Here is a 14,816-nt window from a genome sequence, read left to right as displayed (position 1 = left end):
GGGAAATCGAGCCCGTGCGGACATGGGCCACTCACTAACCCTGGTGATGAGCGACTTCCCTGGGGCTGGACGAGCGTGGCGACGTCTGCCGTTGGGCGGTTGGTGAGTGCCGGGGGTCCGCACCTCGCGATGCGGCGGCCGAGATGTGCGGATCTGCAGGCCATCACAATCGGCGGTAGCGAGGTCGCTTCAGTCGCCCGACGACCTGGGCCGAGCCATTGTGATGGCCTGGCGGTCCGCGACCAGCGCCGCGGGCGTGTTCTGGCAGGCCGAAGGGCCGCGAGAATCTCGCGGCCCTTCGGGTGGTGCGGTCAGGCGGGGCGGTTCGTGCCGGGGATGTCGTCGTTCTGGCCGTCGAGGCCGTCCAGGCCCTCCTTGGCCTTCTCGACACCCTGGTCGATCTTGTCGCCGTACTTGCCGCCGGTCTTCTCGTCGACGAAGTCACCGGCCTTGTCCAGACCCTCGCCGACCTTGTCGCCGTGCTGGTCGACCAGGTCGCCGGCCTTTTCCTTCAGGCCTTCGGCCTTGCCCTTGAACTTGTCGAAGATGCCCATTGTCGGGCTCCCATTCCTGCGTAGTGAACTGCTTACGGACAGCTAGCGGTGATCTTCGCACCTCCCGGCCCCGAACTGTGGGACCAGCACCGCCACCGTCGTGACAGGAATTAGCTGTCGCCGCCGGGCCTGGACTCGACGTCACCACCGCTGCCGTCAGGTTCGGACTCGACGTCGCCGCCGGAGTCGGACTCGACGTCACCGCCGCTGAACTCGACGTCGCCACCACTGCGCTTCAACTCGACGTCCCCACCACTGCGCTTTGCGGCAGCAAGGTCCTCTTTGCTGTCGCCCCCCAGGTCCAGCGCGTCCTTCGCCGCGTCAGACTCTTCCTCGAACGGATTCGTCACAGCGTCATTCCTCCCGTATCGGTGTTGCGATCATCAAGATGAGTCCTACCGAACTTTCCGGGTCAACCACAAGCCCGGTGCCGGGTTTTGGTGCACTCTTCAACTGATTCTCGCCAGGGCGGTGGAGCGGGGACGGCGGGGACACTGACACACTGGAGTGATGGCCGAGCCACTCGTCGTCGCGGTCGTCGGCCCCACCGCGGCCGGCAAGTCCGACCTGTCCGTTGCCCTGTGCAAACGCCTGGGTGGCGAGGTGGTGAACGCGGACGCGATGCAGGTGTACCGCGGCATGGACGTCGGTACGGCGAAGATCACGGCGGCCGAGCGCGACGGCGTACCGCATCATCTGCTCGACATCCTCGACGTCACCCAGACCGCGACCGTGGCCGAGTTCCAGCAGTTGGCAAGGGCCGCGATCGACGACTGCGTCGGCCGCAACGTGGTGCCGGTGCTGGCCGGTGGTTCCGCGTTGTACGTACGCGCGATCCTCGACGACTTCGCGTTCCCCGGCACGGACGCCGCCGTACGTGAACGTCTCGAAGCGGAGCTCGAACGCGTCGGGTCCGGAGCGCTGCACCACAAGCTCGCCGAGGTGGATCCGAAGGCGGCCGAGCAGATCCTGCCGAGCAACGGGCGGCGGATCGTCCGGGCGCTGGAGGTCATCGAGATCACCGGTGGGCCGTACGTCGCGACGTTGCCCGAGCATCACTATGTCTACCCGGGTGCGGTGCAGCTCGGTCTCGACGTACCGCGGCCGAGGCTGGACGAGCGGATCGGCCGGCGGGTGGACCGGATGTTCGACGCGGGTTTCGTGGCCGAGGTGCGAGATCTGCTGGACAAGGGTTTGCTTGAAGGGAAGACGGCCAACCGTGCCCTCGGCTACTCGCAGGTGATCGCGTTGCTCGACGGTGAGATCAGCGAGCAGGAGGCGCGGGAGCGGACAGCGCAGTCCACCCGCCGGTTCGCGCGGCGGCAGGACTCGTGGTTCCGCAAGGACCAACGCATTGTGTGGCTCCCGTACGACGACCCCGATCTGGTGGAGAAGGCACTGAACGTGATAGCCGAAGGCAACCGAAGGGGGACCGGCGGCGTAGTCGGGGTGGAAGAGGGCCCAGCCCATGGCCGGGGGTCCGTCGATGCGAGGGGGTGACCGTGAGGCCGAGTTCCGCGAGTACCTGCTCGCGGACCGCACCCGACTGATGAGAACGGCGTTGCTGCTCACCGCGGGGGATGTGCACACCGCCGAAGATCTGGTCCAGACCGCCTGCACCCGCGTGTACGTGCACTGGCACCGGATCAAGCACGAGGGCGCCGGACCGTATGCGCACCGCATCCTGGTCAACGCCTTCCTGGACGAGCGCCGCCGGGCCGGCCGCCACCCCGAGGTGGTGACCGCGGAGACGCTCGAGCCGCGGCTGACCGACGAGGCGGACCCGGTGGACACGCTGGCCGTCCGGCGGGCGCTGCTGGATCTCGCACCGCGGCAGCGGGCGGTCCTGGTGCTGCGGTACTTCCAGGATCTCGACGTGGCGACCTGCGCCCGGATCCTGCAGTGCACCGAGGGGACCGTGAAGAGCCAGACCGCGAAGGCGCTGAAGAGACTGAAGGACCTGATGACCGACGAACCGTCGGATCAGGCGACCGGGAGTAGTTGAGGAGAAGTGGACGAGGTCAAGAGGTTGCTGGAGGGGTTCGCCGACGAGGCCGCCGATGGGCTGCCGACGGCGGATATCGACGCGGACGTCGCGCGTGGGCGCCGGGCGTTGCGCCGGATCAAGCGGCGTCGCCGGGTGACCGGTGTGCTGTGCGTGGCGGCGGTCTCAGCTGCCGTGCTCGCGATCGGCAACCAGGTGAAGTGGTGGGGGAACCCGGGGACCGAGGTCGCCGGTGGACCGGCCGACAGCGAGACCGCGCAGACGGCGCCGTCGTCCTCGTCACCCGCGCCGGCCGAAGGCGGCGAGACGATGTCGATGTTCGGTGCGTCCGTGGTCGAACTGGTCGCCAACCAGCAGTCCTGGAACACGATCGGCTGCACCCTCGCCCCGAAGGGCTGGAGCGCCGAGACCCCGATCTCGCAGGATCGCGTCATCCTGTCCCAGCCGACGATGCGGACCGCGGACACCGACGCCAAGGTGGTCCTGCAGGCGGCTCCGGAGGCGCGCACGCTCGCATCGGTCCAGGTCACCCAGTCGGCCGGCAAGACCTTCCACATCGGTCGGCTCGAAGGCCGCGTCGCGGGTCAGGTGAAGCTGCCCGATCAGTGGCTCCTGGTGGAGCTTCCGGCCGGGGACAAGGACTGGAACCCCGAGCTGCTCCGCCGCTTCCTGGACTCCTGCACGGTGAACTAGCAGGGAACTGACCGGACAACTAGCCGCGCCACAAGTGGCGCGCGGGCCCGGTTCGGGATAGGCAAGGGCTTGACCCTGTACGCCGACGCCCCGCGGGAGAACCTGGTGAAGAAGCTGGTCGCATCCCTGTCTGCAGGTGCCCTCGTCCTGTCCGGTCTGAGTGCGAGCGGCGCGGCCGCCAGCTCGCCGCAGCCGCCGGCCAAGCATCCGACCGCCATCGGGTTCGGTGGTGCGGTCGCCTCGGTCGACGCCGAAGCCACGAACGCCGGCCTCGGCGTACTGCGCCGTGGCGGCAACGCGGTCGACGCCGCGGTAGCCACCGCGGCCGCGCTCGGCGTGACCGAGCCGTACTCCGCGGGAGTCGGCGGAGGCGGGTACTTCGTCTTCTACAACGCCAAGAAACACAAGGTGTTCACGATCGACGGCCGCGAGACCGCGCCCGCCACGATGCCCAACGACGCGTTCATCGACCCGGCCACCGGTCAGCCGTACCGCTTCACCCCGGAACTGGTGACATCCGGCGTCTCGGTCGGCATCCCGGGCACCTTGGCGACCTGGGACTCGGCGTTGCGGCAATGGGGTTCGCTGTCGCTGGGCAAGGCGCTGAAGCCGGCCGCCGACCTGGCCGATCGAGGCTTCGTCGTGGACGACACCTTCCGCAACCAGACCTTGGACAACAAGGCCCGGTTCAGCGCGATCGTGCCGACGGCCAAGCTGTTCCTGCCCGGCGGTGACGCGCCGAAGGTCGGCTCGGTGTTCAAGAACCCGGAGCTCGCCGACACCTACCGGATGCTCGGCAAGGAGGGCCTGCCGGCCTTCTATGGCGGCCCGCTCGCGTCCGAGATCGAGGCAGTGGTGAAGACTCCGCCCAAGGCCGCGAGTGCAACGTTGCCCGTGATGCCCGGCTACCTCACGACCAGCGACCTGTCCAAGTACAAGACGATCAACCGGGAGCCGACGAAGGTCCGGTACGACGGCCTGGACGTGTACGGCATGTCCCCTTCGTCGTCCGGTGGGACCACGGTCGGCGAGGCGCTGAACATCCTCCAGCCGCTCAATCTGGACAAGATGGACACGCCGCAGGCCTTGCACACCTACCTCGAGGCCTCCGCCCTCGCCTTCGCGGATCGAGCCGCGTACGTCGGTGATCCGGCGTACGTCGACGTACCGACGAAGGAGCTGTTGTCGCGCGGCTTCGGCGCCGAGCGGTCCTGCGCGATCGACCCGGAGCACGCCGCGACCAAGCCGGTGAAGGCCGGCTCGCCCGACGGCCAGTACTCGCAGTGCGCGAAGGGTGTAGCGACCACGCAGCGGCCGGACACGGAAGGTCTGTCGACCACACATTTGGTTGCCGCCGACAAGTGGGGCAACGTCGTCTCGTACACGCTCACGATCGAGCAGACCGGCGGTAGCGGCATCACGGTGCCGGGTCGCGGGTTCCTGCTGAACAACGAGCTGACCGACTTCTCCGCGGTTTACGACGAGGCCGACCCGAACCGGATCCAGCCGGGCAAGCGGCCGCGGTCGTCGATGTCGCCGACGATCGTGTTGCGGGACGGCAAACCGTTCCTGGCGCTGGGTTCGCCGGGTGGCTCGACCATCATCACGACCGTCCTGCAGACGCTGACGAACCGGCTCGACCGCGACATGACGTTGCCGGAGGCAATCGCGGCGCCGCGTGCATCTCAGCGCAACACCGCGACCGTGACGGCAGAGCCGCCGTTCATCGACGCGTACGACGCCGCCCTCAAGCCGTACGGCCACACGCTGGTCCCGTCGGGCGACGCGTTCACCTCGGCCGCGGAGATCGGTGCAGTTGCCGCGCTGGAGTTCCTGCCGGGCGGTGGGATCCTCGCTGCCGCTGAGCCGACGCGCCGTGGTGGTGGAGCGGCGGGAACGGTCAAACAGCTGTGGCCTAGATAGTTGTGATGATGGCGGCGACCAGGTCGGCCCGTTCGGCCAGGCTCGCCGCGATCACCTGCTCGTGGACGGCGTGGGCGCCCTTCCCTCGGGGGCCCAGGCCGTCCAGGGTCGGGATGCCCAGCCAGCCGGTCAGGTTCGTGTCGGCGGCGCCTGAGGCCGGTGCACCACCGATCTCCTGACCAACCGATCGCGCGGCCGCCTGCACCTTCCGCAGCAGCTCATCGGTCGCCACCGACGGTTGCCAGGCGGGCCGGTTCGACATCACCGACACCTGCAACTGAGCGTCGGGCCGGATCGGCTCGAGACTCGTCACGGCGTCCAGCACCGCCCGCTCGGTCTCAGGATCGATGAACCGGAACCCGACATCGGCAGCGGCCGCCCCGGGTACGACGTTCGTCCGTCCACCTCCCGTGATCGTGCCGACGTTGCACAGCACGTCGTCGTACCCTGCGACCAAGGCGCGTACGGCGATCAGTTGGTCGATGAGCTCATCGATCGCGGAGACGCCACGGCCGGGGTCGAGTGCGGCGTGCGCCTCGCGGCCGGTGACCTCGATGCGGACCCGGCTGCTGCCGCGGCGCGCGGTCTTGAGGTCGCCGTTCGGGAGCGGCGATTCGAAACCGAAGACGGCGACCACGCCGGACGATTCGGCGGTGACCAGCTCGCGGGCGGTCGGCGATCCGACCTCCTCGTCCGCGACCACAACGACGCGCACCGGGCGATGATCGCGATCCGCGATCTGCTCGAGCGCCGCCTCGAGGACGACCAGCCCGCCCTTCATGTCGAAGACGCCGGGACCGTGCAGCAGCCCGTCCTGCTCGCGCCAGGGCATCGCTTCGCGCAGTTGCCCGATCGGCCAGACCGTGTCGTGGTGACCGATGAAGAGCAGTGGCGGCTCAGCGGCGAGCGGACCGCGGCCGGGGAAGTCGGCAACGACGTGGTCGCCGGTCGGTGCCGCAACGCGACGGGCGGTCCCGCCGAGCTCGGTGTACCGGTCGAGGAGCCGGTCGGCGAAGGCGTTCAGGGCCTGGGCGGCACCGGTCGGCGTCTCGTGCCCGACGTACTCCCGGAGGCGATCGATCATCATAGATATGCAACGTATCATCATTTGGTCACCAATTGACTGCCTTGTTGTCCAGGGGATTTACTCAGGATCTGTTACGTATCGTTGAGAGGAGTGGGCCGGTGCAGGACAGCTTCAGATCCGTCTCGCTCACCACCCAGGACCGGTACGCGGAGGCCGCGGTGCTGTATCGCGAGGTCTTCGGCTACCAGCACCCCGACTACGGGCTGAACCCGCGGCTGCTCGGTGCACTGGCGAGCAACGGAGGATCGGTGGTCGGCGTACTGGACGAGAGCGATCGGCTCGTCGCCTTCGCCTATGGCTTCTGCGGCACCGACAAGCGCGGCTTCTACCACTACTCGCAGTCGGCCGTGGTCGCCGCCGGACACCAGGGACGCGGCCTGGGCCGGCAGCTGAAGTACGCGCAGCGCGAGGTGGCGCTCGGCTCGGGCATGACCCGGATGCGCTGGACCTACGATCCGTTCCAGATCCGCAACGGCCACTTCAACTTCGATGTGCTCGGCGCCCGCGGTCGCTGGTTCGCCCCGGACATGTACGGACCCGGCACCGACCGGGTCGTCGTCGAGTGGGATCTGACCGACCGGCCCAACGCTGTCCCGGACCAGGAGCTGACCGAGCTGGTGATGCCGGCCGAGTCGACGGACAAGGACCGGCACGAGGTGCGAGCGGCGTTCGAGGAGTTGTTCGCCAAGGGTCTCGCCGCGGTGTCCTGCCGCCGGCTGCCGGACGGGAACGCCGTCTACTACTTCGGACCGGTGGACGATGTCTGACGATCTGCGGAACCGCGAACTGACCAGCCCGCAGGAGCGGTACGACGCCCGCCTCCAGCGCCGGTCGTCGACCCTGTTGCAGCGACGCGTGGTCGAGCAGGAGCGAGCCTCGATCGAGCAGGCGCTCGACCAGATCCTGGCCGACGACTCGATCGCCCAGGCAGCCGCCCGGATCGTCGCCGCCCGTCGCCGGTTCATCATCGGCTCCGCGAAGTCGTTCTCGTACGCCTCGCTGCTCGCCTTCGACCTGAGTGCCGGTCTGTCCCAGGTGACGTTGATCGACGGCACCGTCGTCCGCGGTGTCGACGTACTGTCCGACGTCCGGTCGAGTGACCTGATGGTCGCGTTCTCGCTGCGCCGGTATCGCCGCGACACCGTCGAGATCGCCCGCAGATTCGTCGAGGCCGGTGGCGAACTGGTTGCCGTCACGGACTTCGAGGACGCGCCGCTGGCGAAGATCGCGGACCAGTCCATCTACGTCGCCACCGGCAGTGCGTCGTACGTCGACTCGCCGACGGTGGTGGCGTCCGTGCTGCACGTGCTGGCGACCCTGACCACGGCGAGCGCGAAGGGTGCGCGCCGGCGGCTGGGGGAGCGCGACCGCTTGAACACGGAGCTGGGCCTGTATGTCAACTGACCTGAAGATCACCGCGGCCCGGCTGCACCGGGTCCGGATGCCGCTGGTGCACGCCTTCCGCACCAGCTCGCATCGCAAGACCTACCTCGATCACATCCTCGTCGAGGTGGAGGACGCGTCGGGAGCCGTCGGCTGGGGCGAGATCGCTTCGCCATCGGATCCGTACTACGCGCCGGAGACCGTCGAGACGTGCTGGCAGATTGCCGAGCGTTACCTCCTTCCGGCCGTGCTCGGGCAGACCTGGGAGCGGCCCGAGCAGGTCCCGCAGTTGTGGGCCAAGGTTCGGGGGAACCAGTTCGCCAAGGCCGGCGTGGATGTCGCCGCCTGGGTGTTGTGGTCGACCGTGCGCGGTGTGCCGCTGGCCGAGGCACTCGGCGGTACGCGGACCGAGGTTGTCGCCGGGGTGTCGCTCGGGATCGAGCCGACGATCGATGATCTGCTGGCCGAGGTCGAGCGCCAGGTGGGAGCCGGGTATCCGCGGGTCAAGCTGAAGATCGCGCCCGGCTGGGACGTCGAACCGGTGCGTGCGGTGCGAGCGGCGTACCCGGAGCTGGATCTCCATGTCGATGCCAACGGCATCTATTCCGCGGAGCAGTCGGACGGGCTGCGGGCGCTGGACGAGTTCGGCCTGACCATGATCGAGCAGCCGTTCGCACCGCGGGACCTGCTCGCCCACGCCCGCCTGCAGCAGGCGATGACCACCCCGATCTGCCTGGACGAGAGCATCGAGACCCTCGACGACCTGGAGACAGCTCTGGCTGTCGAGGCGCTGAAGGTGCTCAACATCAAGGTGTCGCGGATGGGTGGCCTGACCGCCGCCCGCGCCGCCCATGACCGCGCTCAGCAGGCCGGTATCCCGGTCTGGTGCGGCGGCATGCACGAGTTCGGCATCGGTCGCGCCGCGAACGTCGCGATCTCCAGTCTCCCCGGATTCTCCCTCCCGTCGGACGTCTCCGCCTCGGAGAAGTACTACGCCCAGGACGTGATCACACCCGCGGTGACTGCCACCCGGGGTGTCGTCCAGGTGCCGACCGGAACCGGTCTCGGGCACACGGTCGACGCGGCCCTGATCGCCGCGAACACCGTTGCCACGCTGTCCCTCTGAACGAACAGGACTCTTGATGAGCCAGGACCAGAAGAGCACGACCACGTCTGCGAACGCTTACCAGGTCGAAGTCGCGCCCGGGCGCCGCCGACTGGTGAACGCGCTGGCCGGGGCCGGGCTGGTCGTCTCGATCGTCGCCGGCCTGCTCACCGACGGCCCGACGCTGTGGGGCCTGCTGCCGATCGTGCTGTACGCCGTCCTCTGCCTGCTCGGCATGGACATCGTCGTCGGCACCGTCGTCGCGGTGCTGTCCGGCGTACTGATCGCGGGACTGAGCCCGATCGAGACCGGCACGTTGCTGGGCAAGTCGCTGGCCGACTCGGTGACCGCGATCGGCCTGATCATCGTGCTCGGCGCCGGCGTCGGCGAGGTCCTCAGGGTCACCGGCGTGGCGACGACGATCGTGTCCGGCGTGATGCGGGTGGCCGGCAACCGCAGCAAGGTCGCGGTCGTGCTCGGCGTGATGGTCGCGTGCCTGATCCTCGTCGCCAGCCTCGGCACCCTCGCCGGAGCCCTGGCTATCGCGGCGCCGATCGTGCTTCCGATCACCGCGCGGCTGGGCTACACCCGCGCCGCGACCGCGTCGATGATCTTCATCGGCGGCTGCGCCGGCCTCACGATCGCGCCCTTCGCCGGTTCGAACGTCGCGATCATGACCGCGGCCGACGTCAACTACCTGACCTATCTCGGGTACGGCGCCGGACCGCTGGCACTGCTCTCGCTGGCGCTCGGACCGTTCGTGGTGGCCTACATCCAGCGCCGGACCGCGCGCACCGGCGACGAGTACGACCTTGCCGAGCTCGTCTCCGACGACAGTGCGACGACCGCTCGGGCGCCACGCGCCGCGACTGCCACCTTCCTCGTCGTACTGCTCGGCAGTGTCGTGTACGCGACGGTGACCGAGGCCGGCACCAACTTCCCGCTGCTCGCGCTGCCGGTGCTGGGCATCGTCACCGGGTTGGCCGGACGGCTCTCCGCGAAGGACATCGCCGAGCACATGTACCGCGGTGGCGCCAAGCTGATCAGCATCCTGCTGCTGTTCTGGTTGCTGGCGGCCCTCTTCGCGCTGATCGACCAGCTCGCGCCGTTCAAGGTCATCCTCGACCAGCTCGGCCCGGAGCTCGCGACGGTGTCCGGCTTCGGCGTCGCGATCGCGATCGCCTTGCTCGGCTGGGTCGGCGTACCGGGCGCGACCGCGGCCCAGGTCGTCCTGCTGGACAAGGTGTTCGGGACGCTGGCGGCGAGCGCCGGAGTCGGGCCGGGCGCCTGGGTTGTGGTGCTGCTGTTCGCGTCGAAGGCGGACACCTACGGCCCGTTCCCGAACGCCAACATGGTCGGTGCGATGGGCCTGGCCCGATCCTCCGACCTGAAGAGCATGCTGATCACCGGGTGGATGATGCTGGTGCCCGCCTGCGTGATGTACGCCGTGATATTGCTGGTGACAACATGATCGCGATCACGGGTGGCCTCATCCTGGACGGCAGTGGTGCGGACGCCGTCGCTGCAACGGTACTGATCGATGGCGAGCGGATCGCCGACGTACTGCCGCCTGACTCCGCGCCGGCCGACGCTGAAGTGATCGATGCCGCGGGCAACATCGTGGCACCTGGGTTCATCGACCTGCACTCGCACGCCGACTTCTCCGTGCGCACGTCGCCGGACGCGGCCACGCAGCTGCATCAAGGCGTCACGACACTGGTCACCGGGAACTGCGGCTGGTCGCCGTTCCCGATCACCGACCTGGAGTCCATGAAGGCCGGTACGGCGTTCCTCGACCCGCAGCACGACTGGTCCTGGCGCGACACGAATGAGTTCGCTGCACCGCTGCAACCCGCCGTGAACCTCGCACTGCAGGTGGGGCACTCGTCGCTCCGGATCGCGGCCATGGGCAGCGCCGAGCGGGCGCCGTCAGCGGACGAACTGCGGACGATGCAGGACCTGCTGCGGAAGGCAGCCGACCAAGGTGCTGTCGGCTTCTCGACCGGGCTGATCTACGCACCGGGCGCGTACGCAGAGTCCTCCGAGGTCGCTGCCCTGGTGGCGACCGGGGCCGAGTGCGGGCTGCTCTACTCGACGCACATCCGCAACGAAGGCGCGGACCTGCTGGCAGCACTGGACGAAGCGATCGCCGCTGCGAGGGCCGCCGGGGCGAGACTCGAGGTTTCCCACCTGAAGGCAGTGGGCAAGGCGAACTACGGCCTCGTCACCGCCGCACTCGAGCTCCTCGACCAAGCCCGCGCAGACGGAGTCGACGTGGCCTGGGACGTCTATCCGTACACAGCTTCCAGTACGACGCTGACGGCCCGGCTACCCACGTGGGCGATGGACGGCGGCCCGCATGCCCTCCTGGCCAGGCTCGCCGATCGGACCGAACGGGAGCGCATCGCGGAGGCGATCCGGACCCGCGACCTGCTCGATGGGAACGCCGTTGTGATCGCGTCGCTGCCACCCGGCCGGTACGAGGACTGCCGTGGTCTCAGCCTGGCCGAGATAGCTCGCCGCGACGAGGTGGACGCGGCCGAAGCCGCACTGCGCGTGCTCGAACACCACCGGGCCGCGGTCAGCGTCGTCAACCACGCGATGAACGAGGACGACGTCGTCACCGTGCTGCAGCATCCGTGCACGAGCGTTGCGAGCGACGGCTGGATCCTCGACGCCACCGGCACCGGTCACCCGCATCCCCGCAACTTCGGCACGTTCCCGCGCGTCCTCGGCCGCTACGCCCGCGACCTCGGCGTCCTCACGTTGCCCGAGGCAATCCGGCGGATGACCTCGCTCCCGGCGTCCCGCTTGGGCTTCGACGACCGCGGTGTGGTGAAGCCCGGTGCCGTCGCGGACCTCGTCGTACTGGATCCGGCTCAGGTCGCCGATCGGTCGACGTACGACGATCCGTGGCAACTGTCGGTCGGCATCGAGCACATGCTCGTCGCGGGCCAACCGGTGCTGACGGACGGCGTACCGACGGCCGCGCGGCCGGGCCGGGTGCTCACGCTTTCTTGAACCGCTTGGGCGCGGTCGGCAGTGGGGGAGGAGCGGTGGGCTCGTCCCCAGCCGCGGTCTCGAGCCACCCGTCGTACTCCGCCAGGACCTCGTCCACCTCTGCCCTGTCCACCTCGCGCAGTACGACGACCCATGGGTGGTCCTCGTCGTCGTCCTCGCCGTGGAAGCGCCCGCGCCGGACCTGGCCGCCCAGCCGTTCGGCGGCCGCGTCGGCGTCCTCCTGCTCCCAGAAGTAGGCGATCAGCTCCATGAGGGACACCGTACGATCTTCGGTATGAGCACGTTTCCCTGGCTGAAGGGGCATGGCACGGAGAACGACTTCGTGGTCCTGCCCGACCCCGACGGTTCGGTCCACGGGGACCTGGACGCGGAGCTGGTGCGGTTCCTCTGCGACCGGCACGCGGGCCTCGGGGCGGACGGCGTACTGCGCGTGATCGAAGGCCGCAAGCAGTCGTACGTCGAGGACGGCGGCGACTGGTTCATGGACTACCGGAATGCGGACGGCTCGATCGGTGAGATGTGCGGCAACGGCGTCCGGGTTTTCAGCCGCTATCTGATCGAGGCCGGGCTGGCCGGGGACAAGCCGATCCGGGTCGGTAGCCGGGCCGGGGTCAAGGAGGTCGTGCTGAACGACGACGGCACGCTGACCGTGGACATGGGTAAGCCTGTGCTGCCCGACCCGGCGGGCGTCGTCGTGGAGGCGAACGGTCACCAATGGCCGGCCGTGCACGTGGACATGGGCAACCCGCACGCCGTGGCTTTCGTCGACGACCTGCGTGAGCCGGGCAACCTTTGCGACCAGCCCACCTGGTCGCCCCAGGAAGCGTTTCCCGCCGGCGTCAACCTGGAGTTCGTCGTACGGCGGGGTCCGCGGGACGTCGAGATGCGGGTGCACGAGCGCGGGGTAGGGGAGACGCGGTCCTGCGGGACCGGGACGTGCGCGGTGACCGTAGCGGCCGCGCGGGCGGCCCGGGAGGAGCTGCCGGTCACGTATCGCGTCGGCGTACCGGGTGGTGAGGTGACCGTGACGTGGCGTGCGGACAACCACTTGGAGCTGACCGGACCGGCCGTTCTGCACGCTCGCGGGGACTTCGATCGGACCTGGCTGCCTGCCTGAAGCTGGATCTGTCGAGCAACACGTCCGGCCACTCACATCAAGCGGCCGGCCAACCCCTGGAATGGGGCTCTGGCTCTGTTGGCTGTCCGGTTATGTACTCGCTGACCGGAAACTACCCGCCAGTGATCACATAACCCGCCAGCCGCACCAAAGGCGACCGGGTCCAGCCTGCTGGGCTCTGACGGGTGCATTTCGACAGGACGTATCGACGCGACCCGGCGGGTCCCAGGCGTGAATGCGCCCGCCGACCACCATCTCGGGCTGACACCTCCTGTCGAGATGCACAGCCCACCCACCCGGGAACAGCCCCAGCTATCAGGCACTGATCAGGAATTCGGGCAGCACTTGGGGCGTTGACTACCGTTAATCGGGTCGCTTGTACTGGTGGCCCGTGCCACGATGGAAGGTATATGACGACCCATTCGAACTTTTACGACGAGACCACCGACGTCGAACTTGACCTCATCGAGGGCGATGACTCCGGCGATTCGTTGACGGGTCACGATGAGGACACTGCTTACGACTCCGAACTGAGCCCAGAGTTGAGCACCGAGGGGCTCGAGCTCGAGGAGCGCCAGGCGCTACGCCGCGTAGTCGGCATGTCGACCGAGCTGACCGACATCAGCGAGGTCGAGTACCGCAAGCTGCTGCTCGAGCGGGTGCTGCTGGTCGGCGTCTGGACCGAGGGCAGCGCCGAGGACGCGGAGAACTCTTTGGCCGAGCTGAAACTGCTCGCCGAGACCGCCGGTTCCGAGGTGCTGGACGGCGTGATCCAGCGGCGGAAGAAGCCGGACCCGGCGACCTTCATCGGTTCCGGCAAGGTGGCCGACCTGCGCAACCTGGTCGCGTCGCTCGGCGCGGACACGGTGATCGCGGACGGCGAGCTGGCGCCCGCGCAGCTGCGCAACCTGGAGGACAAGCTCAAGGTCAAGGTGGTCGACCGGACCGCGCTGATCCTGGACATCTTCGCCCAGCACGCGAAGAGCAAGGAAGGCAAGGCCCAGGTCGAGCTGGCCCAGCTGCAGTACATGAAGCAGCGCCTGCGTGGTTGGGGTGGCAACCTGTCCCGCCAGGCCGGTGGACGCGTCGGTGCGGCCGGTGGCGGTATCGGTGGCCGTGGTCCCGGTGAGACCAAGATCGAGACCGACCGGCGCCGGATCAACACCAAGATCTCCAAGCTGCGGCGCGAGCTGAAGGGCATGAAGGGCACGCGGTCGACGATGCGCCAGGAGCGCCGCCGGCACGCGATCCCGTCGGTCGCGATCGCGGGCTACACCAACGCCGGCAAGTCCTCGCTGCTGAACAAGATCACCGGTGCCGGTGTCCTGGTCGAGAACGCCCTGTTCGCGACCCTGGACCCGACCACCCGGCGTACGACGACATCCGACGGCCGCGTGTACACGTTCACCGACACGGTCGGGTTCGTTCGGCACCTGCCACACGACATCGTCGAGGCGTTCCGGTCGACGCTGGAGGAGGTCGCGGACGCGGACCTGCTGCTGCACGTGGTCGACGGATCGCACGCCGACCCGTTCGCGCAGATCCAGGCGGTGCGCGAGGTGCTGAACGAGATCGGCGCCGCGGACGTCCCGGAGATCATCGTCATCAACAAGGCCGACCTGGCCGACCCGATGGCGCTGGCCCCGATCCTGCACCGCGAGCCGCGCGCGATCGTCGTCTCGGCCCGCACCGGCGAGGGCATCGACAAGCTGAAGTCGCTGGTCGAGGCCTCGCTGCCGCAGCCGGACGTAGCGCTCGACCTGCTGCTCCCGTACGAGCGTGGTGACCTGGTCTCCCGGATCCACTCCGAGGGCTCGGTCGACCAGCTGGAGCACACCGCGGACGGCACCCGCGTCACCGCTCGGGTCCACCCGGATCTGGCCGGCGACCTGACGCCGTACCAGGTGGCAACCGCTCAGTAAGGCAGA

General features: G+C 68.7%; 15 protein-coding genes. 11 read left to right on the top strand and 4 right to left on the bottom strand.

The genetic code is table 11. The features are described 5' to 3' along the window. Positions 1-311: 311 nt before the first annotated feature. Together AB0I34_RS31560 and AB0I34_RS31555 are read right to left on the bottom strand one after the other, a co-directional pair. Positions 312-554 (bottom strand): antitoxin, encoded by a 243-nt coding sequence (locus tag AB0I34_RS31560; protein WP_360452158.1) that lies wholly within the window; start codon positions 552-554, stop codon positions 312-314. A 110-nt stretch (positions 555-664) separates the two neighbouring features. After that, positions 665-904: a hypothetical protein gene (locus AB0I34_RS31555; protein WP_360452156.1), complete on the bottom strand. Its 240-nt coding sequence runs from the start codon at positions 902-904 to the stop codon at positions 665-667. A 160-nt stretch (positions 905-1,064) separates the two neighbouring features. Between AB0I34_RS31555 and miaA the strand changes: the two genes are divergently transcribed. From miaA to ggt, 4 genes are all read left to right on the top strand, one after another. Continuing rightward, positions 1,065-2,054, top strand: a complete 990-nt coding sequence (gene miaA, locus AB0I34_RS31550; RefSeq protein WP_360452154.1) for a tRNA (adenosine(37)-N6)-dimethylallyltransferase MiaA — start codon at positions 1,065-1,067, stop codon at positions 2,052-2,054. Then, positions 2,041-2,559 (top strand): SigE family RNA polymerase sigma factor, encoded by a 519-nt coding sequence (locus AB0I34_RS31545; protein WP_131354892.1) that lies wholly within the window; start codon positions 2,041-2,043, stop codon positions 2,557-2,559. Before miaA ends, AB0I34_RS31545 begins: the two co-directional genes overlap by 14 nt. A 6-nt stretch (positions 2,560-2,565) precedes the next feature. Further along, complete coding sequence (locus tag AB0I34_RS31540) at positions 2,566-3,252, top strand: hypothetical protein (RefSeq protein WP_360452152.1); 687 nt, start codon at positions 2,566-2,568, stop codon at positions 3,250-3,252. Between the two features lie 69 nt (positions 3,253-3,321). Then, positions 3,322-5,175 (top strand): gamma-glutamyltransferase, encoded by a 1,854-nt coding sequence (ggt, locus tag AB0I34_RS31535; protein WP_360452150.1) that lies wholly within the window; start codon positions 3,322-3,324, stop codon positions 5,173-5,175. Here ggt and AB0I34_RS31530 read toward each other — a convergent pair. After that, positions 5,168-6,262: a M20/M25/M40 family metallo-hydrolase gene (locus tag AB0I34_RS31530; RefSeq protein WP_360452148.1), complete on the bottom strand. Its 1,095-nt coding sequence runs from the start codon at positions 6,260-6,262 to the stop codon at positions 5,168-5,170. The genes ggt and AB0I34_RS31530 overlap by 8 nt on opposite strands. A gap of 98 nt (positions 6,263-6,360) precedes the next feature. On the opposite strand from AB0I34_RS31530, the gene AB0I34_RS31525 reads away from it, so the two are divergent. The 5 genes from AB0I34_RS31525 to AB0I34_RS31505 are packed head-to-tail and all read left to right on the top strand — an operon-like array spanning position 6,361 to position 11,771. Beyond that, positions 6,361-7,029, top strand: a complete 669-nt coding sequence (locus tag AB0I34_RS31525; RefSeq protein WP_360452146.1) for a GNAT family N-acetyltransferase — start codon at positions 6,361-6,363, stop codon at positions 7,027-7,029. Continuing rightward, positions 7,022-7,666, top strand: coding sequence for an SIS domain-containing protein (locus AB0I34_RS31520; protein WP_360452144.1), 645 nt, complete (start codon positions 7,022-7,024; stop codon positions 7,664-7,666). Before AB0I34_RS31525 ends, AB0I34_RS31520 begins: the two co-directional genes overlap by 8 nt. Further along, complete coding sequence (gene menC / locus AB0I34_RS31515) at positions 7,656-8,771, top strand: o-succinylbenzoate synthase (RefSeq protein ID WP_360452142.1); 1,116 nt, start codon at positions 7,656-7,658, stop codon at positions 8,769-8,771. The genes AB0I34_RS31520 and menC overlap by 11 nt, the downstream gene beginning before the upstream one ends. Before the next feature lie 16 nt (positions 8,772-8,787). After that, positions 8,788-10,221, top strand: a complete 1,434-nt coding sequence (locus tag AB0I34_RS31510; RefSeq protein WP_360452140.1) for a Na+/H+ antiporter NhaC family protein — start codon at positions 8,788-8,790, stop codon at positions 10,219-10,221. Then, positions 10,218-11,771 (top strand): D-aminoacylase, encoded by a 1,554-nt coding sequence (locus AB0I34_RS31505; protein ID WP_360452138.1) that lies wholly within the window; start codon positions 10,218-10,220, stop codon positions 11,769-11,771. The genes AB0I34_RS31510 and AB0I34_RS31505 overlap by 4 nt, the downstream gene beginning before the upstream one ends. On the opposite strand, the gene AB0I34_RS31500 is transcribed toward AB0I34_RS31505, so the two are convergent. Next, positions 11,758-12,021, bottom strand: a complete 264-nt coding sequence (locus tag AB0I34_RS31500; protein WP_360452136.1) for a hypothetical protein — start codon at positions 12,019-12,021, stop codon at positions 11,758-11,760. The two genes, AB0I34_RS31505 and AB0I34_RS31500, sit on opposite strands and share 14 nt — an antisense overlap. 24 nt (positions 12,022-12,045) lie before the next feature. Between AB0I34_RS31500 and dapF the strand changes: the two genes are divergently transcribed. Continuing rightward, the gene (gene dapF / locus AB0I34_RS31495; RefSeq protein WP_360452134.1) at positions 12,046-12,888 is read left to right on the top strand and encodes a diaminopimelate epimerase; all 843 of its coding nucleotides are present in this window, start codon (positions 12,046-12,048) and stop codon (positions 12,886-12,888) included. Between the two features lie 410 nt (positions 12,889-13,298). Further along, positions 13,299-14,810, top strand: coding sequence for a GTPase HflX (gene hflX / locus AB0I34_RS31490; RefSeq protein WP_360452132.1), 1,512 nt, complete (start codon positions 13,299-13,301; stop codon positions 14,808-14,810). Positions 14,811-14,816 lie beyond the last annotated feature (6 nt).

The sequence above is a fragment of the Kribbella sp. NPDC050281 genome (assembly GCF_040655855.1).
In the GTDB taxonomy this organism is placed as follows: Bacteria; Actinomycetota; Actinomycetes; order Propionibacteriales; family Kribbellaceae; genus Kribbella.
This window is presented reverse-complemented; position numbering and strand designations above follow the sequence as displayed.

Coding starts and splice junctions, on each gene's coding strand:
- AB0I34_RS31560 (WP_360452158.1), bottom strand. CDS start 554: ATGGGCATCTTCGACAAGTTCAAGGGCAAGGCCGAAGGCCTGAAGGAA.
- miaA (WP_360452154.1), top strand. CDS start 1,065: ATGGCCGAGCCACTCGTCGTCGCGGTCGTCGGCCCCACCGCGGCCGGC.
- AB0I34_RS31545 (WP_131354892.1), top strand. CDS start 2,041: ATGCGAGGGGGTGACCGTGAGGCCGAGTTCCGCGAGTACCTGCTCGCG.
- AB0I34_RS31530 (WP_360452148.1), bottom strand. CDS start 6,262: ATGATGATCGATCGCCTCCGGGAGTACGTCGGGCACGAGACGCCGACC.
- AB0I34_RS31520 (WP_360452144.1), top strand. CDS start 7,022: ATGTCTGACGATCTGCGGAACCGCGAACTGACCAGCCCGCAGGAGCGG.
- menC (WP_360452142.1), top strand. CDS start 7,656: ATGTCAACTGACCTGAAGATCACCGCGGCCCGGCTGCACCGGGTCCGG.
- AB0I34_RS31510 (WP_360452140.1), top strand. CDS start 8,788: ATGAGCCAGGACCAGAAGAGCACGACCACGTCTGCGAACGCTTACCAG.
- AB0I34_RS31505 (WP_360452138.1), top strand. CDS start 10,218: ATGATCGCGATCACGGGTGGCCTCATCCTGGACGGCAGTGGTGCGGAC.
- AB0I34_RS31500 (WP_360452136.1), bottom strand. CDS start 12,021: ATGGAGCTGATCGCCTACTTCTGGGAGCAGGAGGACGCCGACGCGGCC.
- dapF (WP_360452134.1), top strand. CDS start 12,046: ATGAGCACGTTTCCCTGGCTGAAGGGGCATGGCACGGAGAACGACTTC.
- hflX (WP_360452132.1), top strand. CDS start 13,299: ATGACGACCCATTCGAACTTTTACGACGAGACCACCGACGTCGAACTT.